A 20985-nucleotide genomic window follows, 5' to 3' on the forward strand; every position below is an offset into this window, starting at 1 on the left:
GCTGAAAGCCCTGGTGCGTAAGGCTTCATCAGGCATAAGCATAATGCAGTCTCGAGCGCTAAAAAGCGGATAAACATAAGAAAAAGGTTGCACAGACGCACGTTTTGACCGGTTTGTTGAATTTAACTCAACAATGAATTGACTGTCGATGAATCATTTTTAAGCGGATTCTTTTATGACCAGGCTGTTGCTATTCTCAGGTCAACAGAAATAAAAACATCAGGAGTCTGAATATGTCTGCAACTGAACTCGTTACTGAATTTCTGCTGGCGGCAGAGGAGGGCAATAGCGATGCGCTAAAAGCCTGTCTGGAGAAAGGCGTGGATATTAACGCCACCAACCACCAGAAAAGAACCGCCGTTATTATTGCCAGCCTGAAAAAACATTATGCCTGCGTAGAGTTATTAATTGCCGCCGGAGCGGATATTGATAAACAGGACCAGACCTGCTTTAACCCTTTCCTCATTAGCTGCCTGACGAATGATTTAACTCTCCTGCGGCTGGTATTGCCCGCGAACCCGGATCTCGACCGCCTGACGCGCTTTGGCGGCGTGGGCATTACGCCAGCCAGTGAAAAAGGGCACGTGGAGATCGTACGCGAGCTGCTGGAAAAAACCGACATCAACGTCAACCACACCAACTTTGTTGGCTGGACGCCGCTGCTGGAAGCCATCGTCCTAAACGACGGCGGCGCAAAGCAGCAGGCGATCGTGAAGCTGCTGCTGGATCACGGCGCGAACCCGCACATGACCGACAAATATGGCAAAACCCCGCTCGAGCTGGCGCGGGAGAAAGGCTTCACTGAGATTGCCGACCTGCTGCTGGCGGCGGGCGCATAGCGCATTCGGCCAGCCATTTCCGGCTGGCCGTTAATTCAAAAGTATTTTTACCGACGTGCATTTTGCACGACGGCGGCCCCCTTTTATCCGTATTCAGGAGAAAACAATGCCAACCAAAATCGTTATAAAAAAGAATACGTATTTTGATTCGGTGTCATTAATGTCCGTTTCTACCAAAGCCAATAAATTGCCGGGCGTCGACCAGGCGTTTGTGGCCATGGCGACGGAGATGAATAAAGGCGTATTAAAAAACCTCGGGTTATTAACGCCGGAATTAGCGGAAGCCAAAAACGGCGACCTGATGATCGTGATTAAAGGTGACGCGGCGAATGATGAAACGCTGGCCGCTATTGAAGCGCTGTTCACGCGTAAAGAGAGCGCAGGTTCCCATGAAGCGCGCTACGCGACGATTGCCAGTGCCAAAACCCATCGCCCGGACAGCAACCTTGCGGTGATTTCCGTCAACGGCACCTTCGCCGCCCGCGAGGCGCGCCAGGCGCTGGAAAACGATCTCAACGTAATGCTCTTCTCCGATAACGTGTCGCTCGACGACGAGCTGGCGCTGAAGCAGCTGGCGCACCAGAAAGGGCTGCTGATGATGGGGCCGGACTGCGGCACCGCCATCATCAACGGCGCGGGGCTGTGCTTTGCTAACGCGGTGCGCCGCGGCTCGATTGGCATCGTCGGCGCATCCGGCACCGGCAGCCAGGAGCTGAGCGTGCGCATCCACGAATTCGGCGGCGGCGTGTCGCAGCTGATTGGCACCGGCGGGCGCGATCTCAGCGAGAAAATCGGCGGTCTGATGATGCTCGACGCCATCGACATGCTCGAAGCCGACGAGGGCACAGAGGTGATTGCGCTGATCTCCAAACCAGCGGCGCCTGCCGTGGCAGAAAAGGTGCTGGCCCGCGCCAGAGCCTGCCGCAAGCCGGTGGTTGTTTGCTTCCTCGGGCGCAGCGAACCGCCCGCCGATGAGGACGGCCTGCAGTTTGCGCGCGGCACCAAAGAGGCAGCCCTGAAGGCGGTCCTGCTCACCGGCATCAAAAAAGAGTCCCTTGATCTGCATCCGCTCAACTGGCCTTTGATTGAAGAGGTGCGCGCCCGCCTGACTCCGCAGCAGAAGTACATTCGCGGCCTGTTCTGCGGCGGCACCCTGTGCGACGAGGCGATGTTCGCGGCGCTTGCGAAATTCGACGACGTCTACAGCAACATCCAGCCGGATCCGTCTAAGCGCCTGAGCGACATCAGCGTCAGTAAAGCCCATACCTTCCTCGACTTTGGCGACGACGATTTCACCAACGGCAAGCCGCATCCGATGATCGACCCGACCAACCGCATCAGCCGTCTGCTGCAGGAGGCACGCGATCCTGAGGTGGGCGTCATCGTGATGGACTTCGTGCTGGGCTTCGGCGCGCATGAGGATCCGGTCGGCGTGATGCTCGACGCCATTAAAGAGGCGCAGGCAATTGCAAAGGCCGAAAACCGTCCGCTGGAAATCCTCGGCTACGTGTTGGGTACCGACCAGGATCCGCAGTCGCTGGCGCAGCAGTGCCAGCTGCTGACCGACGCAGGCGTCATCTGGGCCAGCAGCAGCACCAACACCGGATTACTGGCACGCGAATTTGTCTGCAAAGGGGAGAAAGCATAATGACCACCTTATTCAACCAGCCGCTGAACGTCATCAACGTCGGCATCGCGATGTTCAGCGACGATCTTAAAAAACAGCACGTACCCGTCACCCAGCTCGACTGGACGCCGCCGGGGCAGGGCAATATGCAGGTCGTTGAGGCGCTCGACCAGCTGGCGAAAAAACCGCTGGCGGAGAAAATCGCCGCCGCCAACAAGCTTGCGCTTGAGCGCATTATTCAGTCCCATCCGGTGCTGGTGGGCTATGACCAGGCGATTAACGTTGTGCCGGGGATGACCCGCACCACCATTCTGCACGCCGGTCCGCCTGTCTCCTGGGAAAACATGTGCGGCGCGATGAAGGGTGCGGTCACCGGGGCGCTGGTGTTTGAAGGGCTGGCGAAAGATCTGGACGACGCGACACGGCTTGCCGCCTCCGGGGATATTACGTTCTCGCCGTGCCACGAGCACGACTGCGTGGGCTCGATGGCGGGCGTCACCTCCGCGTCGATGTTTATGCACATCGTTGAGAACAAAACCTACGGCAACCGCGCCTTCACTAACCTCAGCGAGCAGATGGCGAAGATCCTGCGCATGGGGGCCAACGACCAGAGCGTCATCGACCGCCTGAACTGGATGCGCGACGTGCTCGGTCCGATGCTGCGCGACGCGATGAAGATTATCGGCGAAATCGACCTGCGGCTGATGCTGGCCCAGGCGCTGCACATGGGGGATGAGTGCCACAACCGCAACAACGCGGGCACCACGCTGCTGATCCAGGCGCTGACGCCGGGGATGATTCAGGCGGGCTATCCGGTGGCGCAGCAGCGCGAGGTATTTGAGTTTGTCGCCAGCAGCGACTACTTCTCCGGCCCGACGTGGATGGCGATGTGTAAGGCCGCGCTGGACGCCGCTCACGGGATTGAGTACAGCACCGTGGTCACTACCATGGCGCGCAACGGCTACGAGTTTGGCCTGCGCATTTCCGGCCTGCCGGGGCAGTGGTTCACCGGCCCGGCGCAGCAGGTGATCGGCCCGATGTTCGCGGGCTATAAGCCGGAAGACTCCGGGCTGGATATCGGCGACAGCGCCATCACCGAAACCTACGGCATCGGCGGCTTTGCGATGGCGACGGCCCCGGCAATCGTTGCGCTGGTGGGCGGCACGGTGGAGGAAGCTATCGACTTCTCCCGCCAGATGCGCGAAATCACCCTCGGCGAAAACCCGAACGTCACCATTCCGCTGCTCTCGTTTATGGGGATCCCGACCGCCATCGACATCACCAGAGTCGCCGGCAGCGGCATTCTGCCTGTGATTAACACCGCCATTGCCCACAAAGACGCGGGCATCGGCATGATTGGGGCGGGCATCGTTCACCCGCCGTTTAGCTGTTTTGAAAAGGCGCTGTTGACCTTCCGCGATCGCTACTTTTTATAAGGCAAGCATCCATGAAAAACATGAAGCTGGAGTGGAAAAGAGGTGACTGGGCGGCGTATTTCGGGTTGATGACCAACAACCTGACCAATTTGCTGACCATGATGGGGCTGCTCATTTTTGTCGTCGGCATCCCGAAGGAAATTGTTTATGGACGCATCGCACCGGCCTTCGGGCTGGCGGTGCTGACCGCGAGTATTTGCTACGCCTGGTTCGGCATGCAGATGGCGCGCGCCACCGGGCGAACGGACGTCACCGCGCTGCCGTCCGGCCCCAGTGCGCCGTCAATTTTTACCGTGACCTTCCTGGTGCTGATGCCGGTCTATCAGCAGACCGGCGATGCGGAGTTCGCCATCCAGATTGGCCTGGTGTGGTGCTTCGTGGAGGCGATGATCCTCGCGGGCGGCTCGTTTTTAGGGGAAACCATCCGCAAGATGATCCCGCGCACCGTGCTGCTGTCGTGCCTGTCCGGTTTGGGTCTGCTGCTGCTGGCGATGAACCCGATGCTGCAGGCGTTCGAGGCGCCGACCGTGTCGTTTATCGTGCTACTGCTGATCTTCATTAACTGGTTTGGCAAAAAGCCGATTTTCGCCAAAATCCCGACCGGCCTGCTGCTGCTGATAGCCGGTACCGCACTGGCGTGGATCTCCGGACTGCAAAGCCCGGAAGCGATTAAAGCGTCCATGTCATCCTTCGGCTTTAACCCGCCGCAGGTGCACGTGGAGGGCTTCCTGCAGGGGCTGCCGCACGCGCTGCCGTATCTTGCCTCTGCCGTACCGCTGGGTCTGGCGAACTACATCTTTGATCTGGAGAACATCGAAAGCGCCCACGCGGCGGGGGATGAATACCCGACGCGCAAGGTGATGCTGGCGAACGGTCTGGCCTCCATGCTCGGTTGCCTGATGGGGAACCCGTTCCCGGTGACGGTCTACGTCGGCCATCCCGGCTGGAAAGCGATGGGGGCGAGCATCGGCTACACGCTGGCCTCCGGCGTAACCATGTTCATCGTGCCGCTGTTCGGGCTGGGGGCGTTTATGCTCGCCATCATTCCGATGACCGCCATCGTGCCGATTCTGGTGTTTATCGGCGTGGTCACCGCCAACCAGGTGGTGAGGGAAACGCCCAAAGTGGAGGTACCCGTGATCTTCATCTGTCTGTTCCCGTGGATCGCCAACTGGGCGCTGACCATGATGAACAGCGTGATGGGGGCGGCAGGCACCAGCGCGGCGAAAATCGGCACCGACGTGCTGCACAGTAAAGGGATCTACTACGAAGGATTAGTCCATCTGGGGAACGGGGCACCGCTCGCCAGCATGCTGTGGGGCTGTATCGCCATCTTCGCCATCATCAACAAACCGCTGCGCGGCGCCGTGGCTGCGGCGGGCGGGGCACTGCTGGCGCTGTTCGGGGTGATCCACGCCCCGGTTGTGGGCTTTGCCGAAGGCAGTTCGCTGATGTTCGTCACCGCGTATCTGATGATGGGCGGCATGTTTGTGGTGAAGCATGTGCTGGATATCTCTGTTAATCCCCCTCTCCCTGTGGGAGAGGGCCGGGGTGAGGGCACCAGAACGCACCTTCTAAAGGAAACAAAATGAAAGAGCTTATGGTCGTTGCCATTGGCGGCAACAGCATTATCAAAGACAACGCCAGCCAGTCGGTTGAACATCAGGCGCAGGCGGTGAAAGCGGTGGCAGAGTCGGTGCTGGAAATGCTGGCCTCCGACTATGACATCGTGCTCACCCACGGCAACGGCCCTCAGGTGGGGCTGGATCTGCGCCGTGCCGAAATCGCCCACGAGCGGGAAGGACTGCCGCTGACCCCGCTGGCAAACTGCGTGGCGGACACCCAGGGCGGCATCGGCTATCTGATCCAGCAGGCGCTCAACAATTGCCTGGCCGTGCGCGGGGAGCAAAAAGCGGTCACGGTCGTCACGCAGGTGGAGGTGGATAAAAACGATCCCGGCTTTACGCACCCGACGAAACCTATCGGTGCGTTCTTCAGCGAGGCACAGCGCGACGAGCTGCAGCGCACGCACCCGGACTGGCACTTTGTTGAGGATTCGGGTCGGGGATATCGTCGCGTGGTGGCTTCACCCCAGCCGCTGCGGATTGTTGAGGCGGATGCCATTAAGACGCTGACCCAAAAAGGGTATGTCGTGATCGGCGCGGGCGGCGGCGGGATCCCGGTCGTTCGCAGCGAACAAGGGGATTACCAGAGCGTCGACGCGGTGATTGATAAAGATCTCTCCACCGCGCTGCTGGCGCGCGAGATCCGCGCCGACGTGCTGGTGATTACCACCGGCGTGGAGAAGGTGTGCGTCAACTTCGGCAAGCCAAACCAGCAGGCGCTGGACACCGTTAACGTGGCGCAGATGAGGCGTTATATGGAGGAAGGCCACTTCCCGGCGGGCAGCATGCTGCCCAAAATCGTCGCCTCGCTGGAATTTTTACACCACGGCGGCAAGCGCGTGATTATCACCTCGCCGGACTGCCTGCCCGCGGCGCTGCGCGGGGAAACCGGTACCCATATTGTGAATGAAGGAAGATAAGATGAGTGAAAATAAAAGCCGCCGCGAGTTTATCAGCCAGAGCGGCAAAATGGTCACCGCCTGCGCGCTGTTTGGCGCGACCGGCTCCGTCGCGTATGCTGCTGACTCCGCAAAGCCACTCTGCGAGACCGGTAAGCCTATGAATATCACCGCGAAACATTACTATCTGGACAACGTGCTGCTCGAAGACGGGTTTAACTTCGACGGCGGCGTGGCGACGAGCACCCGTACCGAGCTGAAAACGCTGGAAATCAAGGACGGGAAGATCGTCGCCCTGCGCGACAACAAGCGCCACGCCGACGCCTCGCTGCCTCACTACGATGCGGGCAACAAGCTGATGCTCCCGGCAATGCGTGACATGCACATCCACCTGGATAAAACCTTCTACGGCGGCCCGTGGCGATCGCTCAACCGCCCGGCGGGCACCACGATTCAGGACATGATCCGCCTTGAGCAGAAGCTGCTGCCGGAGCTGCAGCCCTACACCCAAGAACGCGCGGAAAAGCTGATCGACCTGATCCAGTCGAAAGGCTCCACCATCGCCCGCAGCCACTGCAACATTGAGCCGGTTTCCGGCCTGAAAAACCTGGAAAACCTGCAGGCGGTGCTGGCGCGCCGCAAATCTGGTTTTGACTGCGAAATCGTCGCCTTCCCGCAGCACGGGCTGCTGCTGTCGAATTCTGAAAAGCTGATGCGCGAAGCGATGCAGGCTGGGGCGCACTACGTGGGCGGGCTGGATCCAACCAACGTTGACGGCGCGATGGAGAAATCCCTCGATACCATGTTCCAGATTGCGCTGGACTACGACAAAGGGGTGGATATTCACCTGCACGAAACCAGCCCGGCGGGCGTGGCGGCGGTGAACTACATGGTCGAAACCGTGGAGAAAACGCCGGCGCTGAAGGGGAAACTCACCATCAGCCACGCCTTCGCCCTTGCGACGCTCAACGAACAGCAGGTGGATGAGATCGCCACCCGCATGGCGGCGCAGCAGGTGACCATCGCCTCCACCGTGCCGATTGGCACCCTGCATATGCCGCTGAAGCAGCTGCGCGAGAAGGGCGTGTTTGTGATGACGGGGACCGACAGCGTAATCGACCACTGGTCGCCGTACGGTCTGGGGGACATGCTGGAGAAAGCGAATCTCTATGCGCAGCTCTATATTCGCCCAAACGAGCAGACGCTCTCCCGCGCGCTGGGGATTGCGACCGGCGACGTGTTGCCGCTGAACGACAAAGGCGAGCGCGTGTGGCCAAAAGCGCAGGACGATGCAAGCTTTGTGCTGGTGGACGCCTCCTGCTCCGCCGAAGCCGTGGCGCGCATTTCCCCGCGTACCGCAACGTTCCATAAGGGAAATCTGGTCTGGGGTACGGTGGGCTAAACGCGAGCCGGGTGGCGGCTTCGCCTTACCCGGCCTACTGAAACCCTCAAATCGTAGGCCGGGTAAGCGCAGCGCCACCCGGCAATGTTTTATACTGGGAGTCACATTCTTAAAGAGGGATCTGCCATGGCACAAAACATCTACGACAACCCGGCGTTTTTTGAAGGCTACGCCCAGCTTCCGCGTTCGGTGCAGGGTCTGGACGGCGCGCCGGAGTGGCCTGCACTAAAAAGCATGCTACCGGATTTAACCGGTAAATCGGTTGTCGATCTCGGCTGCGGCTACGGCTGGTTCTGCCGTGCCGCGCGCGAGCTGGGCGCTGCTGACGTCACGGGGGTCGATATCTCAGAAAAGATGCTCGCCCGCGCGGCTGAACTGACTGACGATGCACGGATTCACTATCAGCGTAGCGATCTGGAATCACTTAAGCTCAACGAGAACAGCCTCGATCTGGTCTACAGCTCGCTGGCGCTGCACTACCTGCCGGAGCTGGATACCCTGTTTGCGAAGGTTCAGCGCGCGCTTAAGCCCGGCGGCTGCCTGGTCTTTTCGATGGAGCACCCCATTTACACCTGCGCCTCCCGTCAGGGCTGGCTGACCGACGATAACGGAGAGCGGTTCTGGGGCGTGAACCATTATCAGGACGAAGGCCAGCGCGTCAGCAACTGGCTGGCGGACGGGGTAATCAAATACCACCGCACGCTGGGCACCACGCTTAACGCGCTCATCAGGGCCGGATTAACGATAAGCAACGTCAACGAGTGGGGGCCAACTCAGGCGCAGATTGACGCCTGGCCCGCACTGGCCGAAGAGGCGGAGCGCCCGATGCTGGTGCTGATCGCCGCCCGTAAGGATCAGTAGCCGACCTTGTATACGCGCCCGGTCTGCACGCCTTCCACGCTGCGACGATAGGCTTGCGCCACCGTGGCGGCAGGCACGCTTTCGAAGCCCGGGAAGAAGCCATCGTACGTGTCGACCGATTCGGTGAGCACCGTCGGGCTGATCAGGTTGATGCGGATCCCGCGCGGCAGTTCGCAGGCTGCCGCGCGAACAAACCCTTCCAGCGCGGCATTCACCGTGGTGGCGTTCACGCCCTGCGCAATCGGCTCGTGCGCCACAATTCCGCTTATCAGCGTAATCGAGCCGCCTTCATTCAGGCAGTGCTGGCCGGTCAGCGCCAGGCGCACTTGCCCGAGCAGTTTATCCTGCAGGCCCTGGTTGAAGTCGCTGTCTTTCATGGTCGCGAGCGGGCCGAAATAGAGGCCACCGCTGGCGGACACAATCGCATCCACCTGGCCGATTTTCTCGAAGAGCGCCTGAACGCTCGCCTGCGAGGTAATATCCACCTGCTCGTCGCCCTGCGTGCGGCCGACGCGGATGACCTCGTGGCGACGACTCAGCTCTTCCGTTACCGCACGACCGACCGTACCGCTGGCACCAATAATGACGATTTTCATAGCTGACTCCTTCTGTTGTGAGCCTTTATTCTTTAACAAATCAAAAAACGGATAAACTGGGCTAAAGTTAGAGGATTGCTAACCAGAGGTTTGGAATATGGATAAGCTCCGCAGCATGGAGACGTTTATTGCCGTGGTGGAAAGCGGCAGTTTTACCGGTGCGGCGGCACGGCTGGAGATGTCGGCGGTGATGGTGGGCAAGTACGTTGCGCTGCTGGAAGCACAGCTCGGCACACGCCTGCTGGAGCGTAACACGCGCCGCCAGAGCCTGACGGATGCCGGACGCGTCTATTTCGACGAGGCGAAGCGGGTGCTGGAGCAGGTCTCCATTGCTGAGAATGCAGTCGAGCGGCTCCGTGCTGCACCTGCCGGAACGTTGCGCGTCACGGCACCCACATCGTTTGGCGGCTGCGTGATTGTCCCGCTGACGGCCACCTTTTTGCAGCGCTACCCGGAGGTACGCATCGAGCTGGATCTCACCAACCGGATGGTCGATCTGGTGGAGGAGGGCGTCGATCTGGCCATTCGCATTGGTGACGTTCGTAATGACGATCTGGTGGCGAAATACCTGTGCCCCTACAACATGGTGATCTGCGCCGCACCGGACTATTTAGCGCGACACGGCACGCCGCAAACGCCAGACGATCTGGTGGATCATCTCTGTCTTTCGCACACGGTGTGGACTGCACGTAACGAGTGGCGGCTGCCGGGCGTGGAAGGAGAGGTGCGCTGGAAGCGGGATGCGATCTTAAGATGTAACGACGGCTACGGCTTACGCATGGCGGCGCGGGCCGGGGCGGGGCTGTTGCTGCAACCGGAAGTGCTGGTGGCGGAAGAGCTGGCAAGCGGCAGGCTGGTGCGCGTGCTTGAGCCGTTCACGCCCGCGCCGAGGCCGGTGCATTTATTGTGGCGCCAGGATTTGCGGCCGCTACCTAAACTCACTCAGTTTATTGCGCACATCATGCAGAATGGGCATGTCAGCGTTAATTAGGGCAACGTCCGGTTGGCGCTTTGAGGGGGCCACACTCGTCATAGCCGTAGACGGTATAGCCCTTCTGCTTCATGCAATTCGATATTTTGTCGTTTCTGGCAACGATTTCCTGAAGTGTTTGGTCAGGTCTGCTGCTGCCCCCGTTATAGCTGCCGTCATCAAGATTGGCGTCTTTGTCTACGCCACAGAAGTAAAGATCTTTCTTGCGCTGCTCATTATCGGTGTAGCCTCCCGGCCCCGGCTTCTGGAAGGTTTGAGCATAGCGAACATATTTATAGTCGGAAGAGTCCATGTTACCGACAACACAGCCGCTCAGCAGGAAACAGGATAACGTTACGATGATTTTCATTATTGATGCCTTATGAGAATGTGCTGGCATAGAAGCCCACATCGAGCAGATCCTACGAAGCGCATGAAAAATCCGGGGACTTGTGCTAGTAAGAGTGGTCATATCATAAAAAAAGAAGGTAACAAGAGAATGTCCGTGAGTAAACTCGCCAGCAGCGCGCAGGGCCTGCAATCATCTGCCATCCGTGAATTATTGAAACACAGCAAAATGGCGGGCGTGATCTCGCTGGGGGGCGGTATTCCAAACCCTGATCTGTTCGATCGTGAAGGGCTGAAAATTGCCGCTGATGCCGTATTATCTCAGCATTTTGGCGAGGCGTTCCAGTACGGCCTGACGGAAGGCGTACCTGGACTGCGCGAGGAAATTAAACGCATCTGCGAGGGGCGCGGTATCGCCTGTAAGGCCGATGATGTGGTCGTGACCTCTGGTTCACAGCAATCGCTTGACGTGCTGGCGCGTGCGTTAATCAACCCGGGTGACACCGTTGTGGTTGAGCGTCCTACCTATCTCGCTGCGCTGCAGGTCTTCGGCCTGGCGCAGGCGAATTTTGAATCCGTTGGCACCGACGGCGACGGCATGAAGGTGGATGAGCTTGAAGCGCTGGCGGCAAATAAAACCATCAAAGCGGTCTATATTGTTCCGACGTTTGGCAACCCTGGCGGGGTAACTCTTTCTGAAGCGCGCCGTAAGCAGCTGGTGGAATTATCGAAGCGCTATGACTTCGTGATTATTGAAGACGATCCGTACAGCGAAATTAATTATACCGATGAAGTCTTCCGCCCGTTAATCGCCCATGCCAAAGATATCGGCAATGAAGAGAACGTGGTGTATACCTCGACCTTCTCTAAAATCCTCGCGCCGGGTACTCGCGTAGGCTGGGTGCTGGTGCCGGAATGGCTGAAGCGAGCGGTAGTGAACCTTAAGCAAACCACCGATCTGCACACCAGCACGCTGTCGCAGCTGATGACGTATGAATACCTGAAAACCGGTCGTCTGGCCGATCAGATTAAAATGATCCGCGAAGCCTATCGCCAGAAATACCAGACGTTCGCAACCGAGCTGGAAGCCGAGCTGGGCGACGTGATGTCGTTCCACAAGCCGAAGGGCGGCATGTTCCTGTGGGCGAAAATGAACAACGGCATGAACACCACCCGCTGGCTGGAAAAAACGTTAAGTAACGGCGTGGTATTTGTGCCCGGCGAATTTTTCTACTGCAATGAGCCAGACCCAACGACGCTGCGCATGTCATTTGTGACGCCAACGGATGAAGAGCTGAAAGAGGCCGTTCGACGCCTGAAAGCTTCTTTATAACAGAATGGCGGGGTATGATTCTGGACGTTATTTAAGCGGTGAAGCTGAAAATGCAGATCAGGAACTTCACGTTTACTTGCGCAGGATCATACCCGGGCCATGTTTTTGGATTGTATTCGAAAAGTAATACCAAAATTAACATTATCTAACTAATTAATTATTAATGATTTTTTTCCAAGAAAAGCATTTTTTGTATTATCCTTTTTCGGATTGCTCTTACACTTGTTGCCCATATTCTTATTTGCATCTCATTCATTTTGATCTGAATAATGTCTCATGGAATAAGCGCAGTCGTTGGATGATTTTTTTAGCGTTCGCTCAGGGTTAAATCACTTCGCAGGCTCTATTCCCGGAATGTTATACATGGATCAGTATAAGGTTACGGATGATGATTATTTGTGTATCTGATAATGTCTGGTTCAGAATTGGGTTGAGTGAAATCATACAAAATTGCCAGAGAGATAAGCAGGAACTGAAGTTTTTAGCATTTGAAAAAGCCAGCGTAACGCTGAGCACGATGGTAATGAGATCACCGGTCACGATAATCATTGACTATTATATTGCTGACCATGGTTTACTGTTGTTACTGTTAAAGATGAAGCGCCAGAATGTTTTTGACAATATACTTATTATTACGACTAATGCGCGAATTGTGGAAGTGACTGAAAATATTTTGCTGGACTCGGTCGCGGATATCTTAATTGATAATAGTGAATCGTTTGAAAAACTCAGCACTTTTATGGTCAAAGATAAGGCTGGCCAGATTATTTCAAAATCCGTGACCAATAAAACCTGGGCGATGATTAAGAAAAATTCAAATCTCACCCACCGAGAATTAGACCTGATGCCGTTTTTTATTACAGGGAAAGGTAATAAAGAGATCTCCCGGCAGGTTGATATTAGTGAGAAAATGGTCAGTATTCACCGGCGTAACATTTATTCCAAACTCCAGGTTGAGAGTCTTACCGGGCTTTATCACTACCTGACAACGGATATAAAGGTGACATAACGTCCGCCGGGAAATGAAGCGTTTTATGCGGGTGTAGTATTCAGGCAGAAGCGATGCACTGTTATTCATAATATGTTGTATAAACAGAAGGAGCTGTATATGAAATTGAAATCTCTTTGCGCGGCGATGGTTGCCCTGGGGCTTTTTACCTCTTTTGCCCATGCGGCAGACGGTAAGTTAAAATTTGTTGGGCAAATTGGCTCATCTTCCTGCAAGCTCTCCGGGGAAAGTGCTGCCGAAATTACGGTTCCGATGGGAACTATTCCGATGGAAACCTTAAAACAAAATGCCAACGGTCCGGAGGTGGGTTTTGCCATTAACCTGACAGGCTGTCAGCCGGGCACCTATTATCTGGTTCTTGACGGCGTCAGCCCGTCCGGTCAGCCGAACGTGCTGGACCTGGATAACGCGGCCGCCAGCACCACGGCAAAAGGGGTGGGGATTCAGATTAAAGATATCTCCGACCAGAACATTACCTTATCCAAAACCCTTGATAAATCCGATGCCAGCATCACCATTGCCGAAGGTGACACCTCGGGCAGCGGGACGTTCTTCCTGAAAGCGAACTATTACGCCTATAACCAGGATGCGGTCACCACCGGGGAAGCAAACGCAACGGCCACCTTCACCATTGTTCAACAATAACAGGAGCAGGCCTTCGGGCCTGCTTTTAAGGTGGTATGATGAAGTCACTTATTATTGCGCTATTCGCGCTGTACTCCGCATCGGCTATTTCAGCTATTCAGATTGAAAGTTCACGGGTGATTTATTCCGGTGAGAATAAATCGGCCTCGTTGACGCTGCATAACGCGTCGCAGAAAAATTATATTATCCAGTCCTGGCTGGACGAAGATTCAGACAAGCCCGGAAAAGAGATGGTGGTGACGCCGCCTATTATGAAGGTGAAACCCGATCAATCCGCCGTCTTACGTTTTATCTATTCCGGTAAAGGATTACCGGCCGACAGAGAAAGCGTTTACTGGATTAACGTTCAGGAAATACCACCCAGGGCCAGCGAGCCTAATGTGATGCAGCTGGCGATTCGAACGCGCCTTAAGCTTTTTTATCGCCCGGTTGGGATGAAGGCAAAACTGGACGAGCAGATAGGCCAGCTAAAACTGACGAAAAATAGCGATGCATTGGTCGTCAGCAATCCTGGGCCTCTGCATATTAGCCTGAGTCAGTTAATGATTAAAACTCCGCAGGGAAAAGAACAAAAAATAACGGCCCCGATGATTGCGCCCTTTGGCAGCGAAACGATTCATTTTCCCAAAGGTTCGCGAGTGGTTGGCTTAACGTACATTAACGATTACGGCGGCGTTGCCGACGTTAAAATGCAGTAAGCCCACGGTTGCAGATTATTAAATAATGTCATGGATGAACCATTATGCAACGAACATGGATATCCCTGTGCGCGCTCACCTCTTTACTGGTTTCCGGCAGCGAATGTCTGGCGCAAAGTGAATACAACACCGCATTTTTTCATGGAACGGGCGAACAATCGCTCATTAATTTGATCGACCCTGATTCCGGCATTATTCCCGGAACCTATTCCCTCGATGTTTACGTTAACCGAAAGCTCGTTGAACAGCGTGACGTTGAGATCGTCCGCGATAAGTCCGACAGCGCGCTGCACCCATGCATTAGCGCCGATCGGCTGCGCGCGTGGTCCGTCGATCTTCCCGCTGACGATGACGAGTCGTGCTATCCCCTCGAGCGCCGGATTGCGGGTGCGTCCATGAACGTTACGATGACCGAGCACCGGCTGGATATTCAGGTTCCCCAGCTCAATATGCTGACGCAACCGCGCGGAACGGTACCCGCCACGCGTTACGACGAGGGCATCAATGCCGCTTTTGTGAACTATAGCCTGGCGGCGAACACCATCAGAAGCAACGGGCAAAACAGCCAGTACGCCTACCTTTACCTGAATAACGGCATCAATCTGGGGGCGTGGCGCTTACGCCAGATGGCGAACCTGACAAAGCGGGATGGGGAAACGGGCCACTGGAAAAACGTCTCGTCGTGGGCTGAAAGGGCGCTTCCGTCAATCAGGAGTCGTCTGCTGCTGGGGCAAGGGAGTACCGGAACAACCCTGTACGACAGCATTCCGTTTCGCGGAGTGCAGCTGGCCTCGGAGCCCATGATGCGTGCAGACAGCCAGTCGCGCTATGCCCCCATCGTCAGAGGCGTGGCGGAAAGCAATGCTCGCGTGGAGGTACGACAGAATAAGTATCTGATCTACTCCACCAACGTACCGCCGGGACCGTTCGCGTTTGATGATATTGTGCCGGTCAGTCAGAGCGGCGATCTGTTTGTCACCATCATTGAAACCGACGGACGGAAAACCAATCTGGTGATCCCCTATACCGTGCTCCCGGGGCTGGTTCGCAAGGGGCAGTGGAACTATGAAATCACGGCCGCAAAATATCATGACGGTGCCGACGGTTATGCGCCTGCGTTTGTTGAAAGCCAGCTCTCCAGAGGGATGAGCGATACGGTAACCCTGTCGGGTGGCCTGCTTTCGGCGGAACACTACCGCAGCGCGGCGATGGGCGTGGGCAAAAACATGGGGCATTTTGGCGCGCTGTCCGTCGATCTGGCGTTATCCGACACGAAGCTGGCGCGGGGCGACGATGAGCAAGGGGGGAGCGCTCGCTTCCTGTACGCGAAATCCTTTCTCGATGCCCGCACCGATTTTCAGGTGGCGGGCTATCGTTACTCCTCGTCCGGTTATTACGATTTCCAGGAGTCGGTTCAGGAACGTCGCCGCTGGGATAATGGCCGATATAAAACCTACTACTGGGATGATGCTGACCAGAGTAACCCTGACTGGGTCGCGTCAAAGCCTGAAATCCATTACGACAGCCGCTACGCAACCAAAAAAGCGCGGCTGGATATCTCGATGAGCCAGCAGATTGGTGAAATCAGTCAGCTTTATCTCACCTTCAGCAAGCAAAGCTACTGGCAGGATGCCGGTTCTGATACCACGGTCCAGTCTGGCTTTACCTCACGGCTGGGCAATGTGACCTGGAGTCTGTACTACCAGAATACGCGCAACCACTACATCGCAAATGACAGCAGCATTAACCTGCGCCTGTCCCTGCCGCTCAGCTTTGGCAGCCACCCGGCGACGGCGACGACAGACCTTCATGCCGATCGTGCCGGAAACGTGTCGTCCTCCGCGGGGCTGAGTGGCTCCCTGCTTGAGGATAACCGCCTCAGCTATGCCATGCAGGTACAGCAAAACGATGCCGAGGGGACGGCGGGCGATCTGAGCATGGGCTACAAGGGAGGCGCCGGAAACCTGTGGCTGGGCTATTCCAGAGCGGAAGATGTGCAGCAAAGCAGCATGAATCTCAGCGGCGGCATTCTTGCTCACGCTGGCGGCGTGACGCTGACTCAGCCGCCGGGCAGCACATTTACCCTGATTGAGGCTCAGGATGCGCAGGGGGTGAGGGTAGAGAATCAGGCCGGAGTGCGGATCGACGCTGCGGGCTATGCCGTTGCCCCGCATGCGATTCCTTATCGCAACAATACCTGGTCGTTAAACACCCTGGACTTCCCGGAGGGGCTGGACGTGCCTGTTGCCACCCAGAACAACGTCCCTACCCGCGGCGCGATTACGCGCGTGACGTTTGAAACATATCGGGGCGACAGCGTGCTGATTCACAGCAAACGACCCGACAACAGCGTGCCGCCGGTTGGCGCACAGGCCTACAGCCGGGGCGGGCGTAACAACGGCATTGTCGGGCCTGACGGTGATATTTTTGTTTCAGGCGTACTGCCGGGCGAAACGATCGCCATTCGCTGGGGGGAGGGGGACGACGAACAGTGTCGCATCCAGCTTCCGGATGAGGAACGGCGTGACCAGGATACCGCGGGCTATCGCGAGATCAGCGCAATTTGTCGATAAAGGAGAGGACAATGCAATTTCAGGGACGACATATGCTGTACGCTGCGGTGATTTTTTGCTTCGGCCTGTTTTCTTCCACCGTTATGGCGCTGACCTGTAAAGCCCAGGGCTCGGTCAGCCAGTACGTTGCCATTAACAGCATCATCAAAGCGTCGATCGGTGACTTCGGCACCAACACCAAAATATGGGTATCGTCACCCATCACGGCGACGTTTACCTGCTCTGACACTGACGCCTATCCAAACGGCGAGAGCGCCTATTTGTGGCTCGATCCGAAAGATGCGGTGAAAAACGTGCATAACTCTCTTGAGATCGGCATTACCTTCAGGAACGTCGATTACAAGCTGAAGAAGGGCGATAAAATAGAAATTGGTCCCGGAACGGTGTGCCGCCCTAACGGCAACAAAGGCTGTCTCTCCCCGGCGGCCCCGCAGACGTTCACGCTCACCTATCAGGTTTACATCAAAACCACCGGCCTTCCGGCGGCCACCAATGGCAAAGTGATGGGGGATGTCAGCCTGTCGCTCTTTCAGGTGGACGGCGTGGGCGGTTTGCGAGGCGGCACGGTGACTCAGGACGGTAACTTTAACCTGACCATTACCGGGCTGGATAAAATCACCTTTCTGGCCTGCACGCCAAAAGTGGTGCTGGTACCCGATACTCTCGACTTTGGCGTCATCAACGGAAGCTGGGCGACGCCCGGTAAGATTGAGAAAACAAAACCCTTTACGCTACAGGTCGATTTGACGCGTGAAGCCAGCGGTAAAACCTGCACGGGGGAGACGTTGCTGATGACGTTAAGCTCGACGAATACGGTCAAAGACGGGGCAATCATCATGCCCGCGGCAGACAGCGGCTTTGGCTTTATCATTTCCGCCAGCAGCCTGATGGAGCCGCGCATTGCGCTGAACACGCCGCAGGAGATAGGAACGATCGGTGGAGATCGGCTCACGCATGATTATCACGCAGGGTTTATATGGACGACCACGACGCCGAAGCTTGGGGATTACAGTGCGACAGCCACCTTTACCGTGACGTTCAAGTAACAAAAGTGGGGATTGCGTGCGGGCTATTTTGCGTAATACTTATCCCGCGCGATAACGGCCGCGTGACGCCCACGGTAAACAGCTATGTTCGAACAACTGACTGGTATTCTGACGCACACCCCCATCTGGGTCTGGGTGCTGTTTGTGTTTCTGGTTTCTCGTGGGCTCCGGGCCCGCCGGCCCGCCACGGTCACGCTGGAAAAACTGGCGATAATCCCGGCCATTTTTCTGCTATGGGATATTTACGATCTGGTGATGTACCGCACCCTCAGCGTCGCGACGCTGTCGATGTGGCTTGCGGGCATTCTGGCTGGCGCTGCGCTGGGTTACGCATTGATTCGCCCGACGGCGGTAACACGCGCCGCCGCGCCGCGCACCCTTTGCCGCCAGGCTGACTACACAGCGCTGCCGTTTATGATGCTGGCGTTCGCGGTGAAATACGTGCTGGGGATAATGAGCGCCATCGCGCCACAGACGCTGCAGCAGCCCGCCATCAGCGCCCTTGCGATTGTCTCCGGCGGGCTGTTTGCCGGGGTGTTTATCGGCAAGTTTACGCGGTATGTTGAGGTGTTTAGCCGTACCGCGCCGCGCCCGGCGGAGTGACGTTATTCTGTCGCGTGTGCCAGGGTGCGATCTGAAGCATCGCCGCTGAGGGCTCGCGTGACTTCATGGATCCGCCAGATTTTCCCTTCACGCAGCGTGGCAAACAGATAAACCTCTATCTCTGCCTGACGACCATCGGGATATGTGACCGTCACGATATGCCGGTCAGCCAGAAGTTCGTCATGACAGGCTATCTCCACTACGGTAAAGGCGATCGTGCGGATCTGTGAGCTGACGTGGCTCAGATGCTGGACAAAACCCCGGTAGTCAAGCGCGTGACCGTCCGTAAACTGCTGGTAATCGGGCGTAAATACCTCTGCCGGATCGATATCGCCGTTGAATAAGCGGGTTAACAGGCACGCCATTTTTTCGCGCTGCGCGGCGTTGTCAGGCTGGGCTACCAGGGACGTGATAATGCTCATACGGGCTCCTTATGTGGTTGAGTCCCCATTATCCTTGACAGCCGAAGACGTGGTTTCTGTAATAGGTCGATGAATAACGATTTTCGGTCAAAATGAGATGGTCAGTTTTGAAACGCTCCGTCATCCCGGCGGGTATCGAACACCGTGGCACAGTCATCGCACCGGCCAGCTGTGGCGCATTGCAACGGGTCTGTTGGTCATTGAGACGCAGCAGACGCGCTCGGTCGTACCGGCAAAACACATCGGCTGGATCCCGCCAGGTCAGCAGCACGCCGCTTTTTCTGAAAGCGCAATAGAAGGCTGCGCCATCTATCTTGACCCCGCCTGCTGTGCAGGGCTTCCCGATGCGCCCGCGCTGTTCGAGCCCGACGATCTCACTCATGCACTGTTTTCCCGTTTATGTGGTGCAGAGAACGAGTACGATCCGCGAAAGCTGACTTTGCTGCTGGATGAGCTTGCCCTGACGCCCCAGATTCACTTTTCTCTGCCCGTGCCGACGGATCCGCGTCTGAAGAACGTGGTCAGCCATTTGCTGCAGTTTGTCGATGATAACCAGACGGTCGAGAGCCATGCCCGCCGTGCGGGGATGAGCGTACGTACGTTCAATCGTCGGTTTAGTGCCCAGACCGGAATGAACTTTGTTAACTGGCGGCAGCTGGCGCGCGTCATGCAGGCAATGGAGTGGCTGGCGGCAGGGAAGCCGGTAGGGTGGATTGCGCTGTCCTGCGGCTACAGCAGCGTCAGCGCATTTATTGAGGTTTTCAGAGCATGGACCGGTAAAACACCGGGGCAGTGGGCGATGTTGCGGTCTGATGCCCTCCCCACGTCCCGCTGAGCTTTACAATGTAGGCCGGGTAAGGCGAAGCCGCCACCCGGCGATTGACTACCGCTCCCTCAGCGCCTCTTTCGCCCGGTTAAACGGCTTAATCAGATAATCCAGCACCGTTTTCTCGCCGGTCTTAATGTCCACCGTGGCAATCATCCCCGGCACAATCGAGAAGTGCCTGCCCGCCTTATTCACCAGGTAATCCTGGCTGGTGCGGATAAACACCCGGTAGTAAAACACCTCCGGCTTGGCCTCGTCCTGAATAGTGTCCGGGGATATCGTCTCCACGACCCCGTGCAGCCCGCCGTAAATGGCGTAATCGTAGGCGGTGATCTTCACCAGCGCCTCCTGGTTCGGGTGGATAAAGGCGATGTCGCGCGGTGACAGGCGGGTTTCAATCAGCAGGTGATCGTCTACCGGCACAATTTCCATCAGCTCGCCGTTGGGCGGGATCACCCCGCCGATGGTGGTGACCTTGATGTTTTTCACGATCCCGCGCACCGGGGATTTTACCGTCAGACGGGTGACGGAATCCTGGCGGCCCTTGAGGATCGCCGAAACCATATCCACCTCCGCGTTGGCCTTGGAGAGCGCCTCGCGCGCCTGGACGTAATACTGCGAGCGCACGTCGGTGAGCTTCAGCTCCAGATCGCTTTTCTGCCGCTGCAGGCGCAGCACCTCCACGTGGCTGGCGGCCCCGGTTTTCACCAGACGCTGGGTGATGGCCAGCTCTTTATTGGCGAGATCTAACGCGGCGCGAAGCTCCCGCTGGGTATCCTCCAGCTGCGCGCGGCGCGAGTTGTACAGCCGCGTTTCGTCGGCAATCAGATCCGGCCATTTTGCCAGCGAAGGGGGGAACTTCAGCGGGAGATCGTTCACCTCGGCGTACAGGCGGGCGCTGGAGGCCAGTGAAGCCCGGTAGCGCGCCGCGCTTTCGCCGACGTTCGACTCGGAACGGGTAGGATCAAGCCGCGCCAGCACCTGCCCGGCCTGCACCTGATCCCCCTCGTGGACGTTCAGCTCGGTGAGGATCCCCCCGTCCAGCGACTGTAAAACCTGCTCGCGCGAGCTGGGGATCACTTTACCCGAGCCGGTTGATACCTCATCCAGCATGCCAAACCACGCCCAGACGCCCAGCACCACAAACATCAGCAGCGAGAAGATCACGATCCGACGCGCGCCGGTGTAGCCGCTTTCGGAGTCGAGGGCATTATCCAGATCGTCCAT

At 57.0% G+C, this 20985-nt stretch carries 20 protein-coding genes; 16 read left to right on the forward strand and 4 right to left on the reverse strand.

What is annotated here, in order from left to right; all coding sequences use genetic code 11:
* The first annotated feature begins 233 nt into the window (after positions 1–233).
* From P349_RS06375 to P349_RS06345, 7 genes are all read left to right on the forward strand, one after another.
* A complete protein-coding gene (locus tag P349_RS06375) occupies positions 234–839 on the forward strand; it encodes an ankyrin repeat domain-containing protein (protein ID WP_032647980.1) in 606 nt (201 codons plus the stop codon).
* Positions 840–945: 106 nt separating this feature from the next.
* On the forward strand, positions 946–2487 hold the full coding sequence (gene fdrA / locus P349_RS06370) for an acyl-CoA synthetase FdrA (protein ID WP_032647978.1): 1542 nt from the start codon (positions 946–948) through the stop codon (positions 2485–2487).
* Positions 2487–3902, forward strand: coding sequence for a DUF1116 domain-containing protein (locus tag P349_RS06365; protein ID WP_032647976.1), 1416 nt, complete (start codon positions 2487–2489; stop codon positions 3900–3902). The genes fdrA and P349_RS06365 overlap by 1 nt, the downstream gene beginning before the upstream one ends.
* An 11-nt stretch (positions 3903–3913) precedes the next feature.
* Positions 3914–5494: a hypothetical protein gene (locus P349_RS06360; RefSeq protein WP_032647973.1), complete on the forward strand. Its 1581-nt coding sequence runs from the start codon at positions 3914–3916 to the stop codon at positions 5492–5494.
* Entirely contained in the window at positions 5491–6447 is a 957-nt protein-coding gene (locus tag P349_RS06355) for a carbamate kinase family protein (RefSeq protein ID WP_024907671.1), read from the forward strand. The genes P349_RS06360 and P349_RS06355 overlap by 4 nt, the downstream gene beginning before the upstream one ends.
* A gap of 1 nt (position 6448) precedes the next feature.
* Entirely contained in the window at positions 6449–7828 is a 1380-nt protein-coding gene (locus tag P349_RS06350; RefSeq protein ID WP_032647971.1) for an amidohydrolase family protein, read from the forward strand.
* A gap of 126 nt (positions 7829–7954) precedes the next feature.
* Positions 7955–8689 carry a class I SAM-dependent methyltransferase gene (locus tag P349_RS06345; protein WP_032647969.1) on the forward strand — a complete coding sequence of 245 codons (735 nt, stop codon included), beginning with the start codon at positions 7955–7957 and terminating at the stop codon, positions 8687–8689.
* Here the strand turns inward: P349_RS06345 and P349_RS06340 are convergent.
* On the reverse strand, positions 8683–9285 hold the full coding sequence (locus P349_RS06340) for a short chain dehydrogenase (protein ID WP_032647967.1): 603 nt from the start codon (positions 9283–9285) through the stop codon (positions 8683–8685). The genes P349_RS06345 and P349_RS06340 overlap by 7 nt on opposite strands.
* A 97-nt stretch (positions 9286–9382) precedes the next feature.
* Between P349_RS06340 and P349_RS06335 the strand changes: the two genes are divergently transcribed.
* Positions 9383–10276 (forward strand): LysR family transcriptional regulator, encoded by an 894-nt coding sequence (locus tag P349_RS06335; protein ID WP_032647965.1) that lies wholly within the window; start codon positions 9383–9385, stop codon positions 10274–10276.
* On the opposite strand, the gene P349_RS06330 is transcribed toward P349_RS06335, so the two are convergent.
* Entirely contained in the window at positions 10269–10625 is a 357-nt protein-coding gene (locus P349_RS06330; protein ID WP_032647964.1) for a hypothetical protein, read from the reverse strand. The genes P349_RS06335 and P349_RS06330 overlap by 8 nt on opposite strands.
* Positions 10626–10754: 129 nt before the next feature.
* Between P349_RS06330 and P349_RS06325 the strand changes: the two genes are divergently transcribed.
* From P349_RS06325 to P349_RS06300, 7 genes are all read left to right on the forward strand, one after another.
* Positions 10755–11936 carry an aminotransferase-like domain-containing protein gene (locus tag P349_RS06325; RefSeq protein WP_032647962.1) on the forward strand — a complete coding sequence of 394 codons (1182 nt, stop codon included), beginning with the start codon at positions 10755–10757 and terminating at the stop codon, positions 11934–11936.
* 385 nt (positions 11937–12321) lie between these two features.
* Positions 12322–12945, forward strand: coding sequence for a LuxR C-terminal-related transcriptional regulator (locus P349_RS25010; RefSeq protein ID WP_050597511.1), 624 nt, complete (start codon positions 12322–12324; stop codon positions 12943–12945).
* A gap of 99 nt (positions 12946–13044) precedes the next feature.
* Positions 13045–13590, forward strand: a complete 546-nt coding sequence (locus P349_RS06320; protein WP_032647958.1) for a fimbrial protein — start codon at positions 13045–13047, stop codon at positions 13588–13590.
* A gap of 35 nt (positions 13591–13625) precedes the next feature.
* A complete protein-coding gene (locus tag P349_RS06315) occupies positions 13626–14288 on the forward strand; it encodes a fimbrial biogenesis chaperone (protein WP_050597512.1) in 663 nt (220 codons plus the stop codon).
* A 44-nt stretch (positions 14289–14332) separates the two neighbouring features.
* Entirely contained in the window at positions 14333–16861 is a 2529-nt protein-coding gene (locus P349_RS06310; RefSeq protein ID WP_050597513.1) for a fimbria/pilus outer membrane usher protein, read from the forward strand.
* Positions 16862–16872: 11 nt separating this feature from the next.
* Positions 16873–17907 carry a fimbrial protein gene (locus P349_RS06305; RefSeq protein WP_081758217.1) on the forward strand — a complete coding sequence of 345 codons (1035 nt, stop codon included), beginning with the start codon at positions 16873–16875 and terminating at the stop codon, positions 17905–17907.
* 84 nt (positions 17908–17991) lie between these two features.
* Positions 17992–18510, forward strand: a complete 519-nt coding sequence (locus P349_RS06300; RefSeq protein WP_032647955.1) for a DUF6622 family protein — start codon at positions 17992–17994, stop codon at positions 18508–18510.
* 2 nt (positions 18511–18512) lie between these two features.
* On the opposite strand, the gene P349_RS06295 is transcribed toward P349_RS06300, so the two are convergent.
* Positions 18513–18932, reverse strand: a complete 420-nt coding sequence (locus P349_RS06295; RefSeq protein WP_032647953.1) for a nuclear transport factor 2 family protein — start codon at positions 18930–18932, stop codon at positions 18513–18515.
* Positions 18933–19029: 97 nt separating this feature from the next.
* On the opposite strand from P349_RS06295, the gene P349_RS06290 reads away from it, so the two are divergent.
* Positions 19030–19767 (forward strand): AraC family transcriptional regulator, encoded by a 738-nt coding sequence (locus P349_RS06290; protein WP_032647951.1) that lies wholly within the window; start codon positions 19030–19032, stop codon positions 19765–19767.
* Positions 19768–19815: 48 nt separating this feature from the next.
* On the opposite strand, the gene P349_RS06285 is transcribed toward P349_RS06290, so the two are convergent.
* The gene (locus P349_RS06285; RefSeq protein ID WP_152540067.1) at positions 19816–20985 is read right to left on the reverse strand and encodes an HlyD family efflux transporter periplasmic adaptor subunit; all 1170 of its coding nucleotides are present in this window, start codon (positions 20983–20985) and stop codon (positions 19816–19818) included.

The sequence above is a fragment of the Enterobacter sp. DC4 genome, from assembly GCF_000568095.1.
GTDB lineage: Bacteria > Pseudomonadota > Gammaproteobacteria > Enterobacterales > Enterobacteriaceae > Enterobacter > Enterobacter pseudoroggenkampii.

Coding starts and splice junctions, on each gene's coding strand:
- P349_RS06375 (WP_032647980.1), top strand. CDS start 234: ATGTCTGCAACTGAACTCGTTACTGAATTTCTGCTGGCGGCAGAGGAG.
- P349_RS06330 (WP_032647964.1), bottom strand. CDS start 10,625: ATGAAAATCATCGTAACGTTATCCTGTTTCCTGCTGAGCGGCTGTGTT.
- P349_RS06315 (WP_050597512.1), top strand. CDS start 13,626: ATGATGAAGTCACTTATTATTGCGCTATTCGCGCTGTACTCCGCATCG.
- fdrA (WP_032647978.1), top strand. CDS start 946: ATGCCAACCAAAATCGTTATAAAAAAGAATACGTATTTTGATTCGGTG.
- P349_RS06320 (WP_032647958.1), top strand. CDS start 13,045: ATGAAATTGAAATCTCTTTGCGCGGCGATGGTTGCCCTGGGGCTTTTT.
- P349_RS06360 (WP_032647973.1), top strand. CDS start 3,914: ATGAAAAACATGAAGCTGGAGTGGAAAAGAGGTGACTGGGCGGCGTAT.
- P349_RS06355 (WP_024907671.1), top strand. CDS start 5,491: ATGAAAGAGCTTATGGTCGTTGCCATTGGCGGCAACAGCATTATCAAA.
- P349_RS06325 (WP_032647962.1), top strand. CDS start 10,755: ATGTCCGTGAGTAAACTCGCCAGCAGCGCGCAGGGCCTGCAATCATCT.
- P349_RS06310 (WP_050597513.1), top strand. CDS start 14,333: ATGCAACGAACATGGATATCCCTGTGCGCGCTCACCTCTTTACTGGTT.
- P349_RS06345 (WP_032647969.1), top strand. CDS start 7,955: ATGGCACAAAACATCTACGACAACCCGGCGTTTTTTGAAGGCTACGCC.
- P349_RS06285 (WP_152540067.1), bottom strand. CDS start 20,985: ATGGACGATCTGGATAATGCCCTCGACTCCGAAAGCGGCTACACCGGC.
- P349_RS06305 (WP_081758217.1), top strand. CDS start 16,873: ATGCAATTTCAGGGACGACATATGCTGTACGCTGCGGTGATTTTTTGC.
- P349_RS06295 (WP_032647953.1), bottom strand. CDS start 18,932: ATGAGCATTATCACGTCCCTGGTAGCCCAGCCTGACAACGCCGCGCAG.
- P349_RS06300 (WP_032647955.1), top strand. CDS start 17,992: ATGTTCGAACAACTGACTGGTATTCTGACGCACACCCCCATCTGGGTC.
- P349_RS25010 (WP_050597511.1), top strand. CDS start 12,322: ATGATGATTATTTGTGTATCTGATAATGTCTGGTTCAGAATTGGGTTG.
- P349_RS06340 (WP_032647967.1), bottom strand. CDS start 9,285: ATGAAAATCGTCATTATTGGTGCCAGCGGTACGGTCGGTCGTGCGGTA.
- P349_RS06350 (WP_032647971.1), top strand. CDS start 6,449: ATGAGTGAAAATAAAAGCCGCCGCGAGTTTATCAGCCAGAGCGGCAAA.
- P349_RS06335 (WP_032647965.1), top strand. CDS start 9,383: ATGGATAAGCTCCGCAGCATGGAGACGTTTATTGCCGTGGTGGAAAGC.
- P349_RS06290 (WP_032647951.1), top strand. CDS start 19,030: ATGGTCAGTTTTGAAACGCTCCGTCATCCCGGCGGGTATCGAACACCG.
- P349_RS06365 (WP_032647976.1), top strand. CDS start 2,487: ATGACCACCTTATTCAACCAGCCGCTGAACGTCATCAACGTCGGCATC.